14 protein-coding genes and 1 tRNA gene are annotated in these 17,157 nt (G+C 66.4%); 7 read left to right on the forward strand and 8 right to left on the reverse strand.

Translation table 11 applies throughout. The features are described from left to right. Position 1: 1 nt before the first annotated feature. From G341_RS0112700 to rdgB, 3 genes are read left to right on the forward strand one after another with little or no spacing between them, the layout of a single operon-like run. A complete protein-coding gene (locus G341_RS0112700) occupies positions 2-694 on the forward strand; it encodes an SRPBCC family protein (protein ID WP_222836601.1) in 693 nt (230 codons plus the stop codon). A gap of 50 nt (positions 695-744) precedes the next feature. Further along, positions 745-1,533, forward strand: a complete 789-nt coding sequence (gene rph, locus G341_RS0112705) for a ribonuclease PH (protein WP_018179528.1) — start codon at positions 745-747, stop codon at positions 1,531-1,533. A gap of 1 nt (position 1,534) precedes the next feature. Then, entirely contained in the window at positions 1,535-2,155 is a 621-nt protein-coding gene (gene rdgB / locus G341_RS0112710; RefSeq protein ID WP_018179529.1) for an RdgB/HAM1 family non-canonical purine NTP pyrophosphatase, read from the forward strand. A 9-nt stretch (positions 2,156-2,164) separates the two neighbouring features. Here rdgB and G341_RS0112715 read toward each other — a convergent pair whose 3' ends face one another. Beyond that, complete coding sequence (locus tag G341_RS0112715; RefSeq protein WP_018179530.1) at positions 2,165-2,524, reverse strand: DUF3817 domain-containing protein; 360 nt, start codon at positions 2,522-2,524, stop codon at positions 2,165-2,167. Further along, positions 2,521-2,982 carry a hypothetical protein gene (locus tag G341_RS0112720; protein WP_018179531.1) on the reverse strand — a complete coding sequence of 154 codons (462 nt, stop codon included), beginning with the start codon at positions 2,980-2,982 and terminating at the stop codon, positions 2,521-2,523. The genes G341_RS0112715 and G341_RS0112720 overlap by 4 nt, the downstream gene beginning before the upstream one ends. 63 nt (positions 2,983-3,045) lie before the next feature. Between G341_RS0112720 and G341_RS0112725 the strand changes: the two genes are divergently transcribed. After that, positions 3,046-3,127 (forward strand) — tRNA-Leu (locus G341_RS0112725). A gap of 99 nt (positions 3,128-3,226) precedes the next feature. On the opposite strand, the gene G341_RS0112730 is transcribed toward G341_RS0112725, so the two are convergent. The 4 genes from G341_RS0112730 to G341_RS22000 form a co-directional block, all read right to left on the reverse strand. After that, positions 3,227-4,465 (reverse strand): fatty acid desaturase family protein, encoded by a 1,239-nt coding sequence (locus G341_RS0112730; protein WP_018179532.1) that lies wholly within the window; start codon positions 4,463-4,465, stop codon positions 3,227-3,229. Positions 4,466-4,476: 11 nt separating this feature from the next. Beyond that, complete coding sequence (locus G341_RS0112735; RefSeq protein WP_018179533.1) at positions 4,477-5,589, reverse strand: ferredoxin reductase; 1,113 nt, start codon at positions 5,587-5,589, stop codon at positions 4,477-4,479. A 237-nt stretch (positions 5,590-5,826) separates the two neighbouring features. Next, entirely contained in the window at positions 5,827-6,798 is a 972-nt protein-coding gene (locus tag G341_RS0112740; protein ID WP_018179534.1) for an NAD(P)H-dependent flavin oxidoreductase, read from the reverse strand. Next, positions 6,795-7,430, reverse strand: coding sequence for a hypothetical protein (locus G341_RS22000; protein ID WP_018179535.1), 636 nt, complete (start codon positions 7,428-7,430; stop codon positions 6,795-6,797). The genes G341_RS0112740 and G341_RS22000 overlap by 4 nt, the downstream gene beginning before the upstream one ends. A 118-nt stretch (positions 7,431-7,548) precedes the next feature. On the opposite strand from G341_RS22000, the gene G341_RS0112750 reads away from it, so the two are divergent. Next, positions 7,549-8,442 carry an oxygenase MpaB family protein gene (locus G341_RS0112750; protein WP_018179536.1) on the forward strand — a complete coding sequence of 298 codons (894 nt, stop codon included), beginning with the start codon at positions 7,549-7,551 and terminating at the stop codon, positions 8,440-8,442. 60 nt (positions 8,443-8,502) lie between these two features. On the opposite strand, the gene G341_RS0112755 is transcribed toward G341_RS0112750, so the two are convergent. Beyond that, on the reverse strand, positions 8,503-10,290 hold the full coding sequence (locus G341_RS0112755; protein ID WP_018179537.1) for an AMP-dependent synthetase/ligase: 1,788 nt from the start codon (positions 10,288-10,290) through the stop codon (positions 8,503-8,505). Positions 10,291-10,469: 179 nt separating this feature from the next. On the opposite strand from G341_RS0112755, the gene G341_RS0112760 reads away from it, so the two are divergent. Together G341_RS0112760 and G341_RS0112765 are read left to right on the forward strand one after the other, a co-directional pair. After that, on the forward strand, positions 10,470-12,287 hold the full coding sequence (locus tag G341_RS0112760; RefSeq protein ID WP_026303615.1) for a DEAD/DEAH box helicase: 1,818 nt from the start codon (positions 10,470-10,472) through the stop codon (positions 12,285-12,287). A gap of 106 nt (positions 12,288-12,393) precedes the next feature. Continuing rightward, complete coding sequence (locus G341_RS0112765; protein ID WP_018179539.1) at positions 12,394-16,581, forward strand: AAA domain-containing protein; 4,188 nt, start codon at positions 12,394-12,396, stop codon at positions 16,579-16,581. Positions 16,582-16,656: 75 nt separating this feature from the next. Here the strand turns inward: G341_RS0112765 and G341_RS0112770 are convergent, their stop codons facing one another. Then, entirely contained in the window at positions 16,657-17,106 is a 450-nt protein-coding gene (locus tag G341_RS0112770) for an HIT family protein (protein ID WP_018179540.1), read from the reverse strand. Positions 17,107-17,157 lie beyond the last annotated feature (51 nt).

A 17,157-nucleotide genomic window follows, 5' to 3' on the forward strand; every position in this document is an offset into this window, starting at 1 on the left:
TGTGGGTTGGACGTCCGTCGACTGGGACGGGGAGAGCTGGGCCGAAGCGGAACGAGCCGCGGAGAAGATGGTCTTCCGCTCGCCGCTGTTCGTCGCTCGGTCGGCCGGATTTCTCGCTCTCCACGCCGCGAATCGTGCGACAAAATCGTTGCGCCACAACGGAATCGCGGAAACCCGGTTTACTGAACGCACGTTGGCGACACAGGCCCGGGTGCAGATCGACGTGCCCCCGGAGGTCGTGTATTCGCGAGTCAGTGACGTAGCCGGGATGGGCCGGTGGAGTCCGGAGAACACCGGCGCGACCTTCCCGCATGCCGACGGGACCGATATCCACGTCGGGACGATCTTTCACGGGCACAACAAGCGCGGCCGGCTGCGGTGGACCACTCGGTGCCGGGTCACCGAGGCCACCCCGGGGGAGTGCTTCTCGTTCGATGTCGAAGCGATCGGCCCGAGCGGCAAGCCGCTCATCCCGTTCTCGATCGCTACGTGGACGTACCGCTTCGAGCCCGCCGCGGCTGACGCCACGACGGTCACCGAGGAATGGCGGATAGGCCCGTACCCACCGGCGATCATCGCCGTGGCGCGTCGGCTGCGCGAGGACGATCTCGATGCTCTCGAGCTGCAGAGCCGCAACCTACGGATCACTCTGAACAACCTGAAACGGGTCCTCGAGGCCGATGCCGCCTCCTGATCTGGCGGGCTCGGCAATTCGATTCGCCCATGCGCACTACGCTTGTCAGCGTGAGCAGACGAGCAGACGGCAGGGCCGACGACGAACTTCGACCGATCACCATCACCCGGGGGTACACCAACCACCCGGCCGGGTCGGTTCTCGTCGAGTTCGGTCAGACCCGGGTCATGTGCACCGCGAGCGTCGAGGAGAGCGTGCCGCGCTGGCGGCGCGGTTCCGGGCTGGGCTGGCTGACGGCCGAGTACGCGATGCTCCCGGCGGCGACCCACACCCGCTCGCAGCGGGAGTCCACGCGTGGCAAAGTCGGCGGTCGTACCCATGAGATCAGCCGGCTGATCGGCCGATCGCTGCGCGCGTGCATCGACCTGGCGGCGTTGGGGGAGAACACCATTGCCATCGACTGCGATGTCCTGCAGGCCGACGGCGGCACCCGCACCGCGGCGATCACCGGCGCCTACGTCGCGCTGTGCGACGCCGTAACTTATCTGAACGCGCACGGCAAACTGTCTGACCCGCAGCCGATTTCATGCGCCATCGCCGCCGTCAGCGTCGGCGTGGTGGACGGCCGGGTGCGTCTGGACCTGCCGTACGAAGAGGATTCGCGCGCCGAGGTTGACATGAACGTCGTCGCCACCGACAAGGGCACGCTGGTCGAGGTGCAGGGCACCGGCGAGGGTGCCACCTTCCCGCGGTCGACGCTGGACAAGCTGCTCGACATGGCGGTCGAGGGCACCGAGAAGTTGTTCGCGATCCAGCAGGAGGCGCTGTCCGCCGACTATCCGGGCACGCTGCCCGAGGCGGCCGATGAGGATGCCAAGCGGAAGTCGTTCGGCAGCTGACATGACTCAACTACTGCTCGCGAGTCGTAACGCCAAGAAGCTGGCGGAGCTGCGCCGTGTCGTCGAGGCGGCCGGGATCACCGGCTTCGAGGTGATCGGGCTGGACGATGTGGACGAGTTCCCGGAGTCGCCCGAGACCGGCGCGACATTCGCCGAGAATGCGCTTGCCAAGGCGCGCGATGCGTATGCCGAGACCGGATTGCTCTCCATCGCAGACGATTCCGGCATCGAGATCGAGGCGCTGAACGACATGCCGGGCGTGCTCTCGGCCCGGTGGTGCGGGCGGCACGGCGACGATGCGGCCAACACAGAGCTGGTGCTGGGGCAGTTGAAGGATGTGCCGGCGGAGCGGCGCGGCGCGGCGTTCGTCTCGGTCTGCGCGCTGGTCGGCCCCGATCTCGAGGACGTTGTGGTGCGCGGGGAGTGGCGCGGCAGCGTCATCGAGGAGCCGCGTGGCGATGGCGGCTTCGGTTACGACCCGATCTTCGTGCCCGACGATGAGCTCGCCGCCGGTCGGACGTCGGCGGAACTCAGTGCGGCGGAGAAGGATTCACTGAGCCATCGCGGAAAGGCGTTGGCGCAGTTGGTTCCGGTGCTGATCCGGATAGCCGAACTGGGCTAGCTAGCCGACTCAGAGGTTGAACTGTTCTTTCACGTCGCGCGTGCGAATGTGCTCGACGTAGAACGATAGGAACGGGATGGTGCCGGCGAGCAGCGTCAGGATCGTCTTGATCGGCGCCCAGCGCACGCGGATGGCGAGATCGATCGCCATCAGCAGGTAGACGAAATACACCCATCCGTGGACGAATTCGACCCACTTGAACGAGGTGTTGTCGGCGCCGTAGCGCACGATCAGCTCCGCGCACAGCACCAGCAGCCAGATACCGGTGGCCCAGGCCATCACCCGATAGCGCAACAGTGCGCCCTTGATCTTGCTGTTGTCGATGGGGGCATCGGCGGCGGTGTCGGCGGTTTCAGCGGCGTCGGTCAACGCGTGCTCCTCGGTGTTGTCTTGGCGCCGGGCGTGGTGCTCGACGCCGCCGCATCCTCTGCGGCGAGTTCTTTCAGGGCTTCGTTATAGGAGGCGAGCCGCGCCTCCTCGGGGTCGTCCGATTCCAGGCTGGGCATGGCGCTGGCGGTCGCGGTGGCTCGCTGGGGCAGCAGATGCTCGGGGATCTCGGTGACGTCGCCGTGTCGGTTCTGCTTGCGCACGGTGTCCTCGGGATCGGACTCCATGACGACGAAGCGCCGGTAGGCGTAGATGAAGGCGATCGCGAACATCGGCCACTGCAGCGCGTAGCCGAGGTTCTGGCCGGTGCCGCTGGAGGACTCGAAGCGGTCCCATTGCCACCACGCCATGCCGAGACAGACAACCGCGGCGACGGCGACAAGAACGATCAGCGCGGGCCGATGGCGTCGTGTGCCACCGTGCTGGTCGTCCTTGCTCATAGCCACGACGGTACCCGGCCGCCCCGCGGCCAGGCCAAACGGACGGCTAGGCTAGTCGGGCACGCGCGAGTGGCGGAATTGGCAGACGCGCTGGATTTAGGTTCCAGTGTCTAAGGACGTGCGGGTTCAAGTCCCGCCTCGCGCACGAATCTGAACTGATGGACGTCGGTTCCGAACCCGGCGGCTGGCTGCCTGTGATGCAGCCATGGCCCGGCTGGTGGGACGTTGCCAGTGCGACGCGGGTTCAGAGGGCACGAACTCGAGAGTCCTTCAGGTCGCGCAACGCGGTCCGCAGTCCTCGCCGCTTTCCGGTCGCCGGATCGACACCGAAATGCTCCTTCGCCCCCTGACTGATGGCGAACCGCAATTCCGATGCAGTCTCCGGCGCATCGTCGGCGCTGGCCCGGAGCATCGCGTTCGGCAGAGCCAGCTTGGCGATGGTCCGGAACGACTGCCAGTACTGATGCGCCAGCGAGCCGGTCGTGTACGGCAAGTCGTACTTGTCGCAGACCTGGCGCACCCGGACGCCGATCTCCTCGTAGCGATTGCTGGGAAGATCCGGAAACAGGTGGTGCTCGATCTGGTGGCTGAGGTTGCCACTCATGAATCGCATGATGGGTCCCGCGCGGAAGTTCGCCGAGCCCAGCATCTGTCGCAGGTACCAGCGCGGCTGATCTTCTTCCTCGAATTCCTCGACGGTGAACTTCTCGGCTCCGTCTGGGAAGTGACCGCAGAAGATCACCATGTATGACCAGTAGTTGCGGATGATGTTCGCCGTGAAGTTGGCGGTGAGCGTCGTTTTCCAGTTGGGCCCGGCAACGGCCGGGAAGATCAGGTAATCCTTGGCGGCCTGCTTGCCGACCTTGGTGCCGATGACGCGTAAATCCTTGGCCGCTTGCCGGTAGGTCTTCTCGCCGTTGCGGAGCTTTTCGACCTCGAGATGATGCAGTGCCACACCGAATTCGAAAAATGTCCCCAGCGTGAAGTTATAGATCGGGTTGCCGAGATTCCACCATTCCCACGGCTGATCGCGGGTGACGCGGAGGATCCCGTAGCCCACGTCGTCATCCATCCCGACCACGTTCGTGTACTTGTGGTGCACAAAGTTGTGCGAGTGTTTCCACTGCACGCTCGGACAGGTGGTGTCCCATTCCCATGATGATGAATGGATCTCGGGATCGTTCATCCAGTCCCATTGCCCGTGCATCACGTTATGCCCGAGTTCCATGTTCTCGATGATCTTGGCCAGACCGAGCAAGCCGGCGCCGGCCAGCCACGCCGGCTTGCGATTGCTGAACATCAGCGCGACGCGTCCGGCTGCGGCCAGACCACGCTGAATCGTGATCGCGCGCTTGATATACCGGGCATCGGCCAGGCCCCGCGACTCCTCCACGTCACGTCTGATCCCGTCGAGTTCTGCGCCCAGAGCTTCCACGTCGTATTCGGTGAGGTGTGCGTATTGATCGATGTCGGTGATGGCCATGCGTGGCCTCCTTATAGATCGAGGGTGCATTCGCCAGACACGCTGCTGATGCATGTCTGGATCCGTTCTCCTTCACGACGTTCCTCGCCGGTGCGCAGGTCGCGCACGAATCCTCCGGCCAGTGGGACGACGCAGGTCTGGCAGATGCCCATTCGGCATCCGAAGGGCATCTGAATGCCTAGGTCTTCGCCGGCCTCCAAGAGTGTTGTCGCGCCGTCCAATTCGGCAGACTTCCCGGAAGTCGAAAAAGTCACGGTGCCACCCTCGCCGCCATGATCGGTGCGGGCGATCGTGAATCGTTCAATGTGCAGGCGGTCGCGTAGACCACCGTTTTCGTAGTGTGCCTCCATGTCGTCGAGCATTGCGATCGGGCCACAGGCCCAGCACTCGCGCTCGCGCCAGTCCGGCACCCATTCGTCCAGCCGAGCCGCATCAAAGCGCCCCACCTCGTGCGTGAACTGCAGGCTGAGCTGATAGTGATCCACTGCGCCGGCCAGCGACTCCATCTCGTCGAGGAAGATCACATCGCCACGAGTCGGCGCGGAATGGATGTGGACGACGTCCGGCGTCTGTCCGTGCGACCTCAGCTGCCTCAGCATCGCGATCACCGGCGTGATGCCGCTGCCTGCAGTGACGAAGAGGATTCTTTCGGGGACGGGCTCCGGCAGATGAAAATCACCGCGGGGGGATTGAAGCCGGATGATCGTCCCCGGCTCAAGGCCGTCGACCAGATGCGTGGATAGGAAGCCGTCGGGGTTCGCCTTCACCGTGATCGAGATGACCTTGTCCTCCGAAGCTCCGATCGAGGTCAACGAGTACGACCGCCAATGCCAGCGCCCATCGATCTGGATGCCGATGCCCACGTACTGTCCGGGCTTGTATGAATCAGGGAATCCCCACCCGGTGCGGATGGTGACGGTTGCAGTGTCGGAGGTCTCACTGACGACGTCAACAACTCGGCCACGGAGTTCGCGAGCCGACCACAGCGGGTTGATGAGATGCAAGTAATCGTCAGGGAGCAGCGGCGTCGTCGCGCGGGCGACCAGACCCCGCAGGATATTGATTTCCGGTTGCTTGGCCGAAACGCCTCGTGTGGGACGTTTGCTCCATTTCAGCAGGTTCACAATTCAGCTCCCGGTCGTGGCTGGCGGTCGCCCTTGTTGCGGACTCAGTGCACAACTGTACACAGAATTAGTGAGGACGGTCACATACGCCGAGAGCGATGCGCGACACTGCCAATTTGGCGGTGTATCTGCCTGGCGTAGAACGTCTATACCCGCCGAGGCCGCCGCATCGATGAGCAGCGCCATTGGGTAGCTGTCGGTCCGGGATTTGTGCGGGGGAGCCAGCTGCGTGAACAGCTAGTTGCAGCGCGCTGCCGATGTGCGCAGTACATCCTCCGCTTGGCTGACGATGCGGTCGATGATCATGACGGCCTGCTCGATCTCGTGGATGATCCCGGCCGCCTCACCGAAGAAGACTCCGGCGTTGTCGATGTCGCCGGCGGCCCACGCGTCGCCATAGTCCGGACCGGCTGTCGAGATCGATTCGGCGAGTTCGTCTTCATGCCCGTGCCAGCGCTCGGTAAAGGTGTTGCGCCGGATGCGCGCGGTGAAGTCGGTGGACCAGGGGAGCCCGCGAACAACGTCGCAGGCGCGGGTACGGATCGTTCCATCACCGTCCGCGGCGAGCATCGCGTCGTGGTGGCTCGGATGCACCTGCGCCTCAGTCGACGCCCACAGGCGCGTTCCCATCAGCACGCCGTCAGCGCCCAGCGTCAGGGCTGCGGCCAGTCCGCGTCCGTCGGCGATCCCGCCGGCCGCGGCGAGCACCGTGTCGGGAGATTCGCGGCGCAGGAAGTCGGCGACCTCCGGAACCAGCGACAGCGTTCCGCGGAGCGCGCCGTGTCCGCCGGCCTCCGACCCTTGCGCCACAATGACATCCGCGCCGGTAGTCACGGCGTTCCGCACGTGGTCGAGGTTCTGGCACTGACAGATCAGCGTCGCCCCAGCCGCGTGGATCTCGTCGGCGAACGCCCGCGGATCGCCGAATGACAGCATCACCGCGGCCGGCCGTCGTCGTAGCGTCTCGGTGACGAGTTCCGGCGACCGCTGTACCGACCAGGTGATGAAGCCGACGCCGACCGGGGCATCGCCCGCGGTATCGAATTGCTCGGCAAGCCATTCCGCGTCGCCATAACCGCCGCCGATCAACCCGAGGCCGCCGCCGCGAGTCACCGCTGACGCGAGCGCGCCACCTGCGGCGAAGGCCATCGGCGCGGAGATGATCGGGTGTTTGATGCCGAGCTTCTCGGTGAGCCGCGTCGAGATCATTGCGGTGGCGCGCCGGGACCGGTAGCTCCTGGATTCTGCTTGGCCGCCTCGGAGGCAAGCTTCGCCTGCTCCTTGTGGTCCTTGATTTGCTGCCCGCGGCGACGGAAGCGCCACATGTAGAAGATGACGACCGCGCCGATCAGGGCGCCGATGATCACACCCCACAGCGTCGCCGCGCGGAATCCCGGACCCTCGATGTCCAGGGTGCGCTGACCGGCGTGGGCGGCGTTATTGGTGCCGATGGCGATGCCGAGCGTGAGCAGGTTCGGGATGGCGACGATGATCGCCAGTCCGACCGCGATGAGCGACGGCCACTTCTGCAGCCGCCAGCGGCCGAAGAACGGAGATGCCAAGAGCAGCAACGGAATAAAGGTGCAGAGGAAGCCGAGTACCAGGCCGATGATCACGCCGCGGCTCATCGATCCGTCGACCCAGCCGCCGATCCGATGCGACCACCAGCGGGGTAGATACGCGCGCAGAATCAGGACGACGATGATCAGCACGGCCAGCGCGCCGATCCAGAGGCCGGCCTTCTTGGCCCAACTGTTCGCCCGATCGCCGACGGAGGGTCCGCCGGCGCCCGGTTGGCCGTTGGGGTCGGTTGCCTGCTGATTTCCGCGAGGTTTGCCCATATCAGAAGCCTATTGCCGATCGCGGAGGATCGCTCGGGAAATCGACCGGCCGTGTCCGGTGTATCGCTGAGACGATTCGCGTATCATGTCTCACAGATGCTGAGACAAAGGAGTCTTGATGACCTCATTGGCCTATTCCGACGCCGATACCCGGCCCGCGTCGGATTTGCCTGATGCCGGTCGGCTGCGGATCGATTCCCTGGTCGACCTGTCGACCTGGATCTGGCCGTGGCTGCCGGCCGCGAACGTCGTGATGCAGCTGGCGCACCCGGGCGTCGGCTACGGGGTCTACGAGAGCCCGGTGAAGTCGGGCCGGGCCGATCTGCGGCCGATCAAGCGGGGCCGGACGACGGCGATGTATCTCGCGGTGGCGACCCTCGGCACCGATGCGGACAAGAAATTCGTCCACGACGAGGTCCACAAGATTCACGCGCAGGTGTATTCGCGCGAGAAGAGCCCGGTCAAGTACAGCGGCAACTCGATTCCGCTGCAGCGGTGGGTGGCGCTGTGCCTGGTGCGGTACTTCGTGGATCAGTACGAGAGTGTGCATGGGCCGCTGAGCCTTGCCGACAAGGACCGGGTGATCGAGGTCGCGGCGCCGCTGGCCACCACTCTCAACGTCCCGGCCAAGGCGTGGCCGAACAGCTGGCACGAGTACGAAACCGAATTCGCCAAAGGGCTTGCCGACGTTCGGATCGATGCGCCGGTGCGTCAATACCTGCAGGAGCTGTCGACCTTCCGGGTGCTCGAGGTGCGGACCGGCAAGCTCGGGGTCGAGGTGTCGAAGGTGGTCGGTCCGTGGAACCTCGCGGCGACGAAATATGGCGTACCGCAGGAGGTTCGCGACGCGATGGGCTGGACGATCACGCCCGGCGATCGCCGTCGCTACGAGCTGATCTGCAAGATGGCGCGCCTCGGTGACCGGGTGCTACCGCGGTCATTGCGCGGGTTGTACACCGTCTACCTGTGGGATCTTCGGACTCGCCGCCGCCTCGGGCTGTCGGTGTACTGAGGCCCTAATGACAAGTGCCCCCGAGCGAAAAGCTCGGGGGCACTTGCTGTTTACGAAGACTTACTTCCGGTAGAGCGCCTCGATCTTGTCACCGCGCTGCTCGTTGATGACATTGCGCTTGAGCTTCAACGTCGGCGTCAGCTCGCCCGACTCGATGGTGAAGTCAGTGGCCAGCACGTGGAACTTCTTGATCGCCTCGGCGTGCGAGACCGTGGCGTTCGCCGACTCGATGGCGTCGTTCAACTCCGCCAGCAGCTTCTTGTTGCTCGCCAACTCCTCCAGCGAGGTGCTCGCCGGCAGGTCGTTGCGCTGCAGCCAGCCCGGGACCGACTCGGGGTCGAGGGTCAGCAGCGCGGCGATGAACGGCTTGTTGTCGCCGACCACCAGCGCCTGGCTCACCAGCGGGTGCGCCCGGATGGTGTCCTCGAGCTGCGCGGGGGAGACGTTCTTTCCTCCGGCCGTGACGATCAGTTCCTTCTTGCGGCCGGTGATCGACAGGAAGCCGTCCTCCAGCTTGCCGATGTCGCCGGTGTGGAACCAGCCGTCCTGCAGGGCTTCTGCGGTGGCGGCGTCGTTGTTCCAATAGCCGTTGAACACCACCGGGCCGCGCAGCAGCACCTCGCCGTCGTCGGCGATGCGCACGGCGTGACCCGGCAACGGGCGGCCGACGCTGCCGACCTGCTGCGCGCTCGGGGTATTCACGGTGACGGCGGCCGTGGTCTCGGTGAGGCCGTAGCCCTCGTAGACCGGCACACCGACGCCGCGGAAGAAGTGGCCGAGACGGGCCCCCAGCGGGGCGCCGCCGGAGACGGCGTTCTCGCACTGACCGCCGAGGGCGACCTTCAGCTTCGAGTACACGAGCTTGTCGAAGAGGGTGTGCTTGAGGTTCAGCACCAGGCCGGCGCCGCCGGTGTCCTGCGCCTTGCTCCACTCGATGGCCGTCTCGGCCGCGGCGTCGAAGATCTTGCCCTTGCCGCCGTCGTGCGCCTTCTGCTTGGCGCTGTTGTAGACCTTCTCGAACACGCGCGGCACCGACAGGATGTAGCTGGGCCGGAACTTGGCGAAGTCGTCCAGCAGGTTCGGGATGTCACTGGTGTGGCCGAGCACGACCTGCGCGTCGATCGACGCGACGGCGACGGCGCGGGCGAAGACGTGCGCCAGCGGCAGGAACAGCAGCGTCGAGTTGCCCGGCTGCAGGAAATCGCCGAGCGACTGGCGCACCGAGGCGATCTCGGCGAGGAAGTTCGCGTGCGTGAGCACGACGCCCTTCGGCTTGCCGGTGGTGCCCGAGGTGTAGATCAGCGTGGCCGGGTCCGACGACAGCGCGGCGGCGCGGCGGACGTCGAGCTCGGCGTCGTCCACGTCCTTGCCGGCGGCGATCAACTGGTCGATCGCGCCGGAGTCGATGACCAGCGTCTCCTTGAGCTCGGGCGCACCCTCGATGACTGCGGCGTGCTCGGCGCGCTGATCGTCGTTCTCGATGACCAGCAGCTTGGTGCCGGAGTTCTCCAGGATCCACTTGACCTGGTCGGACGAGCTGGTCTCGTAGATCGCGACGGTGGTGGCGCCCGCGCGCCAGATGGCGAAGTCGACGACGGTCCACTCGTAGCGAGTCGACGACAGGATCGCGACGCGGTCACCGCGCTCGATTCCCTTGGCGATCAGGCCCTTTGCGATGGCGTCGACCTCGTCCATGAAGGTCTTGGAGCTGACGTCGCTCCAACCGCCCGCCGTGCGCCGCTTGAACAGCGGGGCGTTCGGGGCCTGTTCGCGGTGCCGCAGGGCGGTGTCGATGATCGACGCCTTCTCGGGCACTTCGTAGTCGAACGGGGTGGAGCGTTCTTGCACGGGATCCTCCTGAACGACCGGACAATGGGAGACCGATCGTGACAACGTTAAATGTGTGAGTTAGGTTACCTGCCCTTGCAGAGCCGGGTGCGGGCGGACCGGACAGGGTCGCCCGCGAACCGTTTATGCTGCGGCAACGAATAGGGAAACCGGCATAATCCCAGTACAGTGAGGGCGTTATGACGAGAACTGAAGCCCCCTCTGCCGACTCGGACGACAGCCAACAGGTGTCATTCGCCGACCTCGGATTCGACAGCCGAGTCCTGCAGGCTCTGACGGAGGTGGGGTACGAGACTCCGTCGCCGATTCAGGCAGCCACGATCCCGCCACTGCTGGAGGGCCGCGACGTCGTCGGCCTCGCGCAGACCGGAACCGGCAAGACCGCGGCCTTCGCGATCCCGATCCTCTCCGGCATCGACACCACTGCCCGCAAGCCGCAGGCGCTGATCCTGGCGCCGACCCGCGAGCTGGCGCTGCAGGTGTCCGAGGCGTTCGGCAAGTATTCAGCCCATCTGCCCGGCGTCAAGGTGCTACCGATCTACGGCGGCCAGAGCTACGGCGTGCAGCTCTCGGGGCTGCGCCGGGGCGCGAACGTCATCGTCGGCACCCCGGGGCGTGTGATCGACCACCTCGACAAGGGGACGCTCGATCTGTCGGAGCTGCAGTTCCTCGTGCTGGACGAGGCCGACGAGATGCTGACGATGGGCTTCGCCGAGGACGTCGAGCGCATCCTCGCCGACACCGCCGACTCCAAGCAGGTCGCACTGTTCTCGGCGACCATGCCCAAGGCCATCGGCCGGCTGGCGCAGAAGTATCTGAACGACCCGGTCGAGATCAAGGTCAAGGCGAAAACCGCTACTGCGCAGAACATCTCGCAGCGGTACCTGCAGGTGTCGCATCGCAACAAGCTCGATGCGCTGACCCGGGTGCTCGAGGTCGAGCAGTTCGACGCGATGATCGTGTTCGTCCGCACCAAGTCGGCGACCGAGGAGCTGGCCGAGCGGCTGCGGTCGCGCGGGCTGTCGGCGATCGCGATCAACGGCGACATGGTGCAGGCGCAGCGCGAGCGCACCATCAACAGCTTCAAGGACGGCACGATCGACATCTTGGTAGCGACGGATGTCGCCGCCCGCGGTCTCGACGTCGACCGGATCAGCCACGTCGTCAACTACGACATCCCGCATGACACCGAGTCGTACGTCCACCGCATCGGCCGCACCGGCCGTGCGGGCCGCTCGGGCAACGCGCTGCTGTTCGTCTCGCCGCGGGAGCGGCATCTGCTGCGCGCGATCGAGAAGGCCACCCGGCAGCCGCTCGACGAGATCGGCCTGCCGTCCGTCGAAGATGTCAACGCTCAGCGCGTGGCTCGATTCGCCGAATCGATAACCGAGAATCTGGCCTCCGACCACCTCGCGACCTTCCGTCAGCTGGTGGAGAACTACGCCGCCGAGCACGACGTGGCGATGGCCGACGTCGCGGCGGCGCTGGCGCTGGAGACCCGCGACGGCGGCTTCCTGATGGATCCCGACCCACCGGAGGGGCAGCGCCGCGACCGCGGTGACCGAGATCGCGGTGACCGGGGTGGCCGCGACCGAGATCGTGACCGGGGCCCGCGTGGCGGCCGCGGCGGCGACTTCGCGACCTATCGGATCGCGGTCGGCAAACGCAATCGGGTGACGCCGGGTGCGATCGTCGGCGCGATCGCCAACGAGGGCGGCCTGTCTCGCGGCGATTTCGGCCACATCAGCATCCGCAACGACTACAGCCTGGTGGAATTGCCGGCTGACCTGGGGCGCGAGACCATGAGCGCGCTGCGCGGCACGCGGATCGGCGGCGTGCCGATCGGCCTGCGCCGCGATGACGGCCCGCCGCAGCACCGCTCGTCGGCCCGCGGTGGCCAGGGCGGCGGGTACGGCGGAGGCCGGTCCGGAGGCAAGCACGGCCACGGCGGTGGTGACCGTCGCGGCGGCCGTAAGGTGGCCGGTCGCGGACGCTAGGCGTGGCGCGATCTGCCTTTTGGGGCAGAATACGTATAAACCTGCAGCTGAGATAGAGCATGCTGGGCGGGTTGAACATATGTGCCGTGTGCAAAGAGGAACGTGAATGACCGAAACGCGCAGTACTGGCGCCAACGCCGGGGACGGACGTCACTCCCAGGAACACAACGACGAACGTCGCTCCCGGGTCATCCGTCTCCTGCAGTTCCTGCATGAGCTGGTACGCGCGAAGTCGACGGTCGTCCGCAACGTCGATGAGCACGAGGGCATCGTGTGGCTCGACGGGTCGGTCGCGGGTGCTGTCGCCGATCGGTCGGCCGTGCCCGGCGAAGTGGTGCTGCATCTCGACTCGGCCGCTCTCGATCACGGCGCCTACACCCGGCTCGCGCAGCTGATCGACGAGCTGTCCGAGCGTCCGGAGAGCCTGGAACTGGTGCTCGCCAGCGGCCTGCTGACCGCCGGCGACGACCTCCGCGAGCACGTGATCTGCCAGCAGGTCATCGCCGAGCATGACCACAGCGCCGAGGTGATCCGCGTGCGTCTGGCCGCCGACTCGCAGCCCGAGCTGCAGGACTCGCTGCTGCTCACGGGGCTCGACGGATTCGACCTGAGTACCTCTGCGGCACTCCAGGATTCGCTGTCGGCGATCCCGTCCGCGGTGTCGCCGGACATCGACGGTTTCCTCGATCGGTGGAAGTCGGACGTCGTCGGCGTCACGGCAACGGTCGAACTGCAGCCCGCGCTGGTGCTGCGCAAGCGGGGAGCCGCCGCGCTGCTCGAGTACTACGAGGCGATGATCGCCTCGGTACGTGACGAAGCGACCGAGGTCCCCATCGGTCTGGCGCAGCTGATCGAGCCGGTCGAGTCGTCGGAGCGCATCGCGCGACTGGCCGCGAGCGGCGCGATGACCGCCGAAGAATTGGTCGAAGACGCCCTGTATCCGTTGGCATCCAACGTCGAACAGCGCGACATCCTGGCGCAGCTGGGTCTCGACAGCGGCGTCGTCGTCGAGGGTCCGCCCGGCACCGGTAAGACGCACACCATCGCGAACCTGATGTCGGCGCTGCTGGCCAAGGGACAGCGGGTGCTGGTCGTCAGCGAGAAGGCACAGGCGCTGCATGTGCTGCGCGACAAGATGCCCGAGGAACTGCGGCAGCTCGCGGTGTCGATCACCGAGGTGACCAAGGACGGCTCGCAGTCGCTCATCGAGAGCGTCGAGGCCATCGCGACCCGCAAGGCGACCTTCCAGCCGCGCGTGGCCACCTCCGAGATCCGCAATCTGCGGTCCAAGCGCGATCAAGCGCGGGCCAAGCGTGAGCAGACGCTGCGGGAGATCTGGCAGTTGCGCGAGTCGGAGACCGAGAAGCACGAATGGGTGTCGACCGGCTACAGCGGTACCGCGGCCGAGATCGTCCGGCAGATCAATGCGCTTGCTCCGGACAATGATTGGATTCCGGGCCCGCTCGAATCGCCGCTGCCACCGCTTGATGCGGAGGAATTCGATCGGCTGCTGACGCTGCTGCGCGATCGCGGCGAGGGCTGGGACGGTCGTCTCGGCCAGAACCTGCCGGACCTCGACACGATCCTGCCCGACGCGGTGGAGCTGGGCGCCATCTGTCAGCGGGTGCGCAACCGGCCGCGCGAGGAAATGGTCGGCAACGGTTCGTTGCTGGCGATCCTGTCGGATGTCGATTCGGCACGGCTGCTGTCGATCAAGACCCGTTGCGACCGGCTGGCCGCTGCGGTTCGCGAGGTGCGCACCTACCCGCCCGAGATGCAGCAGATGGCCGAGCGTCTGTTGTCCGGCGAGGCGGCATATCTGTGGAATCGCGTCACCCAGCTGTCGACGGTGATCGACGAGGCCACCGTCAACGACCGCAAGATCGGCACGCACCGCATCGAGGTGTCCGGCGAGAGCGCCGCGGCTGCCGCGGCGTACGACGATGCCGCCAACTTCCTCGAGGGCGGCGGCAAGTGGCGCGGCCGGTTCCGGAAGTCGAACGAGCAGAAGGCCATCGAGGCGCTGGGTGTCTCGGCGACGGTCGACGGCCGGCCGGCGATGGATGCCGCATCGATGCGGCTGGTCGCCGACCATCTGCGCGTCCGGGACGCGGTGACGCAGGCGCGCGAGATCCTTGCGGATGTCGATATCAACATCGACACCAGCGGATCGCGTGCGGCGCAGGTCAATCGCCTGGTGCAGCTCGACGAGCAGCTCGCCTGGATGTCCGAACTGCTCACCGGCCGTGACGCTTTGGTTCGCGAGCTGGGACAGATCAGCCCCGGTGGTCCGCGGCCGAAGAGCATCGACGAGGTCGAAGAGGTGGCCCGGCAGGCCGGCGCGATTGCCGCCGCCAACGACGGCCAGCTCGCCCAGAATCAGCTCGATGCGTTGTCGCGCACGATCTCTGCGGAGGTCGAGAAGGGTCCGTCGCCCGAGGGCGACGCCCTGCTGGCGGCGCTCACGTCGGCTGACGGCGCCGCGATCCTCGATGCCCGCCGGTCGTGGAATTCGGCCCGGACGCAACGTGATTCGCAGGGCGTGCTCGACCTGCTGGAGCTGCGGCTGCGGCAGAAGGCGCCGGAGTTCCAGAAGCTGCTCAGCGCGACCGCCGGCGAGACGATCTGGGACGCCCGCCTGCGTGACATCGAGACCGCGTGGGCCTGGCGTCGCGCGTACGAGTGGGCCGAGCGCCGCTCCGATCCGGCGCACGAGGCCCGGCTGGAGGCCGAGCTCGACGCCGTCGAGACCGATATCGCGCACTTCACCGCACAGCTCGCCGCGGCCTGCGCCTGGCGCGAATGCCTGGAGCAGATGACGGTCAGTCAGGTGCAGGCGCTGCAGTCGTATCGCGACCACATCACCAACCTCGGCAAGGGATCCGGCCGGCATGCCGAACGCTTCCGGCGGGCCGCGCGGTCGGCGATGAGCCAGGCCCAGACGTCGGTGCCGTCGTGGATCATGCCGATCTCCCAGGTGCTGTCCTCGATTCCGCCGGAGATGAATTCGTTCGACGTGGTGATCGTCGACGAGGCCAGCCAGGCCGACATCAGCAGCCTGTTCCTGCTCTGGCTGGCGCCGCGCGTCATCGTCGTCGGTGACGACCGGCAGTGTGCGCCAGGCGGATTCGGCGGCGCGGGGATGGACGAGGTGTTCGCCAAGCTCGACACCTACCTCTACGACATTCCGCAGTACATGCGTGACAGCCTGACCCCGCGGTCGAGCCTGTTCTCCATGCTGCGCACGCGATTCGGTCACGTCGTCGGTCTGCGCGAGCACTTCCGGTCTATGCCGGAAATCATCGAGTACTCGTCGCAGCAGTTCTATCCCGACGCGCCGCTGGTGCCGATGCGCCAGTTCGGTTCGGATCGCCTGCCGCCGTTGAAGACCGTGTCCGTGGAGGGCACGACCACCGAGGGCAGCGGGGCGTCGCTGGTGAACATCGGCGAGGCCGATGCGCTGGTCGCGGCGGTCAAAGAGTGCGCCGCCGACCCGCGCTACGAGGGGCTGACCTTCGGCGTCGTGGTGCTGCAGGGTCAGCGGCAGGTGGACGTCATCTACCAGCGGCTGCGCGACGAACTCGACGCGGAGGAGTGGGCGCAGCGCCATCTGCGCATTGGCACGCCGCCCGATTTCCAGGGTGACGAGCGGCATGTCATCTTCCTGTCGATGGTCACCGGACCGGACCACAACCTGAAGGCGTTGTCGCGCAGCGAGTCTCAGCGACGGTTCAACGTCGCGGCCTCGCGTGCGATGGATCAGCTGTGGCTGTTCCACTCGGTGGCGGCCGATCAGCTCAAGCCGACCGACCTGCGATACTCGCTGCTGACCTACATGCAGAAGACCGAGGGCGCGCTGGTCACGCCGATGCCGGAGGATGTGCCGACCGACGAACGCACCGAACCGTTCGACAGCATCTTCGAGCAGCGGATCTTCCGGGATCTGGCTGACCGAGGATTCCACGTCAATCCCAAGGTGCAGGTCAACAACCGCACGATCGACCTGGTCGTCACCGGGTCGGATGCGCGGCTGGCCGTGGAGTGCGACGGTGACGAGTTCACCAGCACGCCGGAGCAGGCCCGCGCCGACATGGAGCGCGAGCGCGAGCTGCGTCGATGCGGATGGCGGTTCTGGCGAGTCCGCGAATCGGAGTACCTGTTGGACCCGGCGAAGGCCATGTCCGGGCTCTGGGACGAACTGGAAGCGCGCGGCGTCAAGGCCGGATCGATCGACGAATCGTCGGTGACCGCGGCCGAGCCGTGGACGCCGATCCCGCTGAGCGGCGGGGAATAGCGCGCCGGCATCTTGCGGCTGATGCTCCAGCCTCGGTTTGAGAGGTGGCCGGAGCCGCGAATCGAGGCCGGTGACTCAGCGCTCCCCGGCGACCTCCTCGAGAGCTGCCCGCAGGCGGTCGGCCGTCGCGTCCGGATCAGGGTCGCGACGCAGCACCAGTCCCTTCGCCAGGCTGATGCGGTCGCCGCGCAGCCGTGGGACCACGTGGATGTGGCTGTGGAAGACCGTCTGGAACGCGGCCCGGCCGTCATTGAGGGCCAGGTTCACGCCGTCGGCGATCGTTCTGCCGCTCCCGACCGGAGCCTGCTGCATCGCCGTGCCGATGCGTTGAGCGGCGGCGAACATCTTGCCGCCCAGCTCGGGCGGCAGCGTGTCGAGGCGGGCGTGGTGCTCGCGCGGGATCACCAGGGTGTGTCCGGGCCGGATCGGTCGGATATCGAGGAATGCGACGACATCGTCATCCGAATACACGATGCGGGCCGGTGCCGAGCCGTCGACGATGGCGCAGAACACGCAATTGCTCATGGCTTCACAGCGTAGAGCCGACGCCCGATGTAGCCGATCTCACATAACTTT

Source organism: Jongsikchunia kroppenstedtii DSM 45133, assembly GCF_000380485.1.
In the GTDB taxonomy this organism is placed as follows: domain Bacteria; phylum Actinomycetota; class Actinomycetes; order Mycobacteriales; family Mycobacteriaceae; genus Jongsikchunia; species Jongsikchunia kroppenstedtii.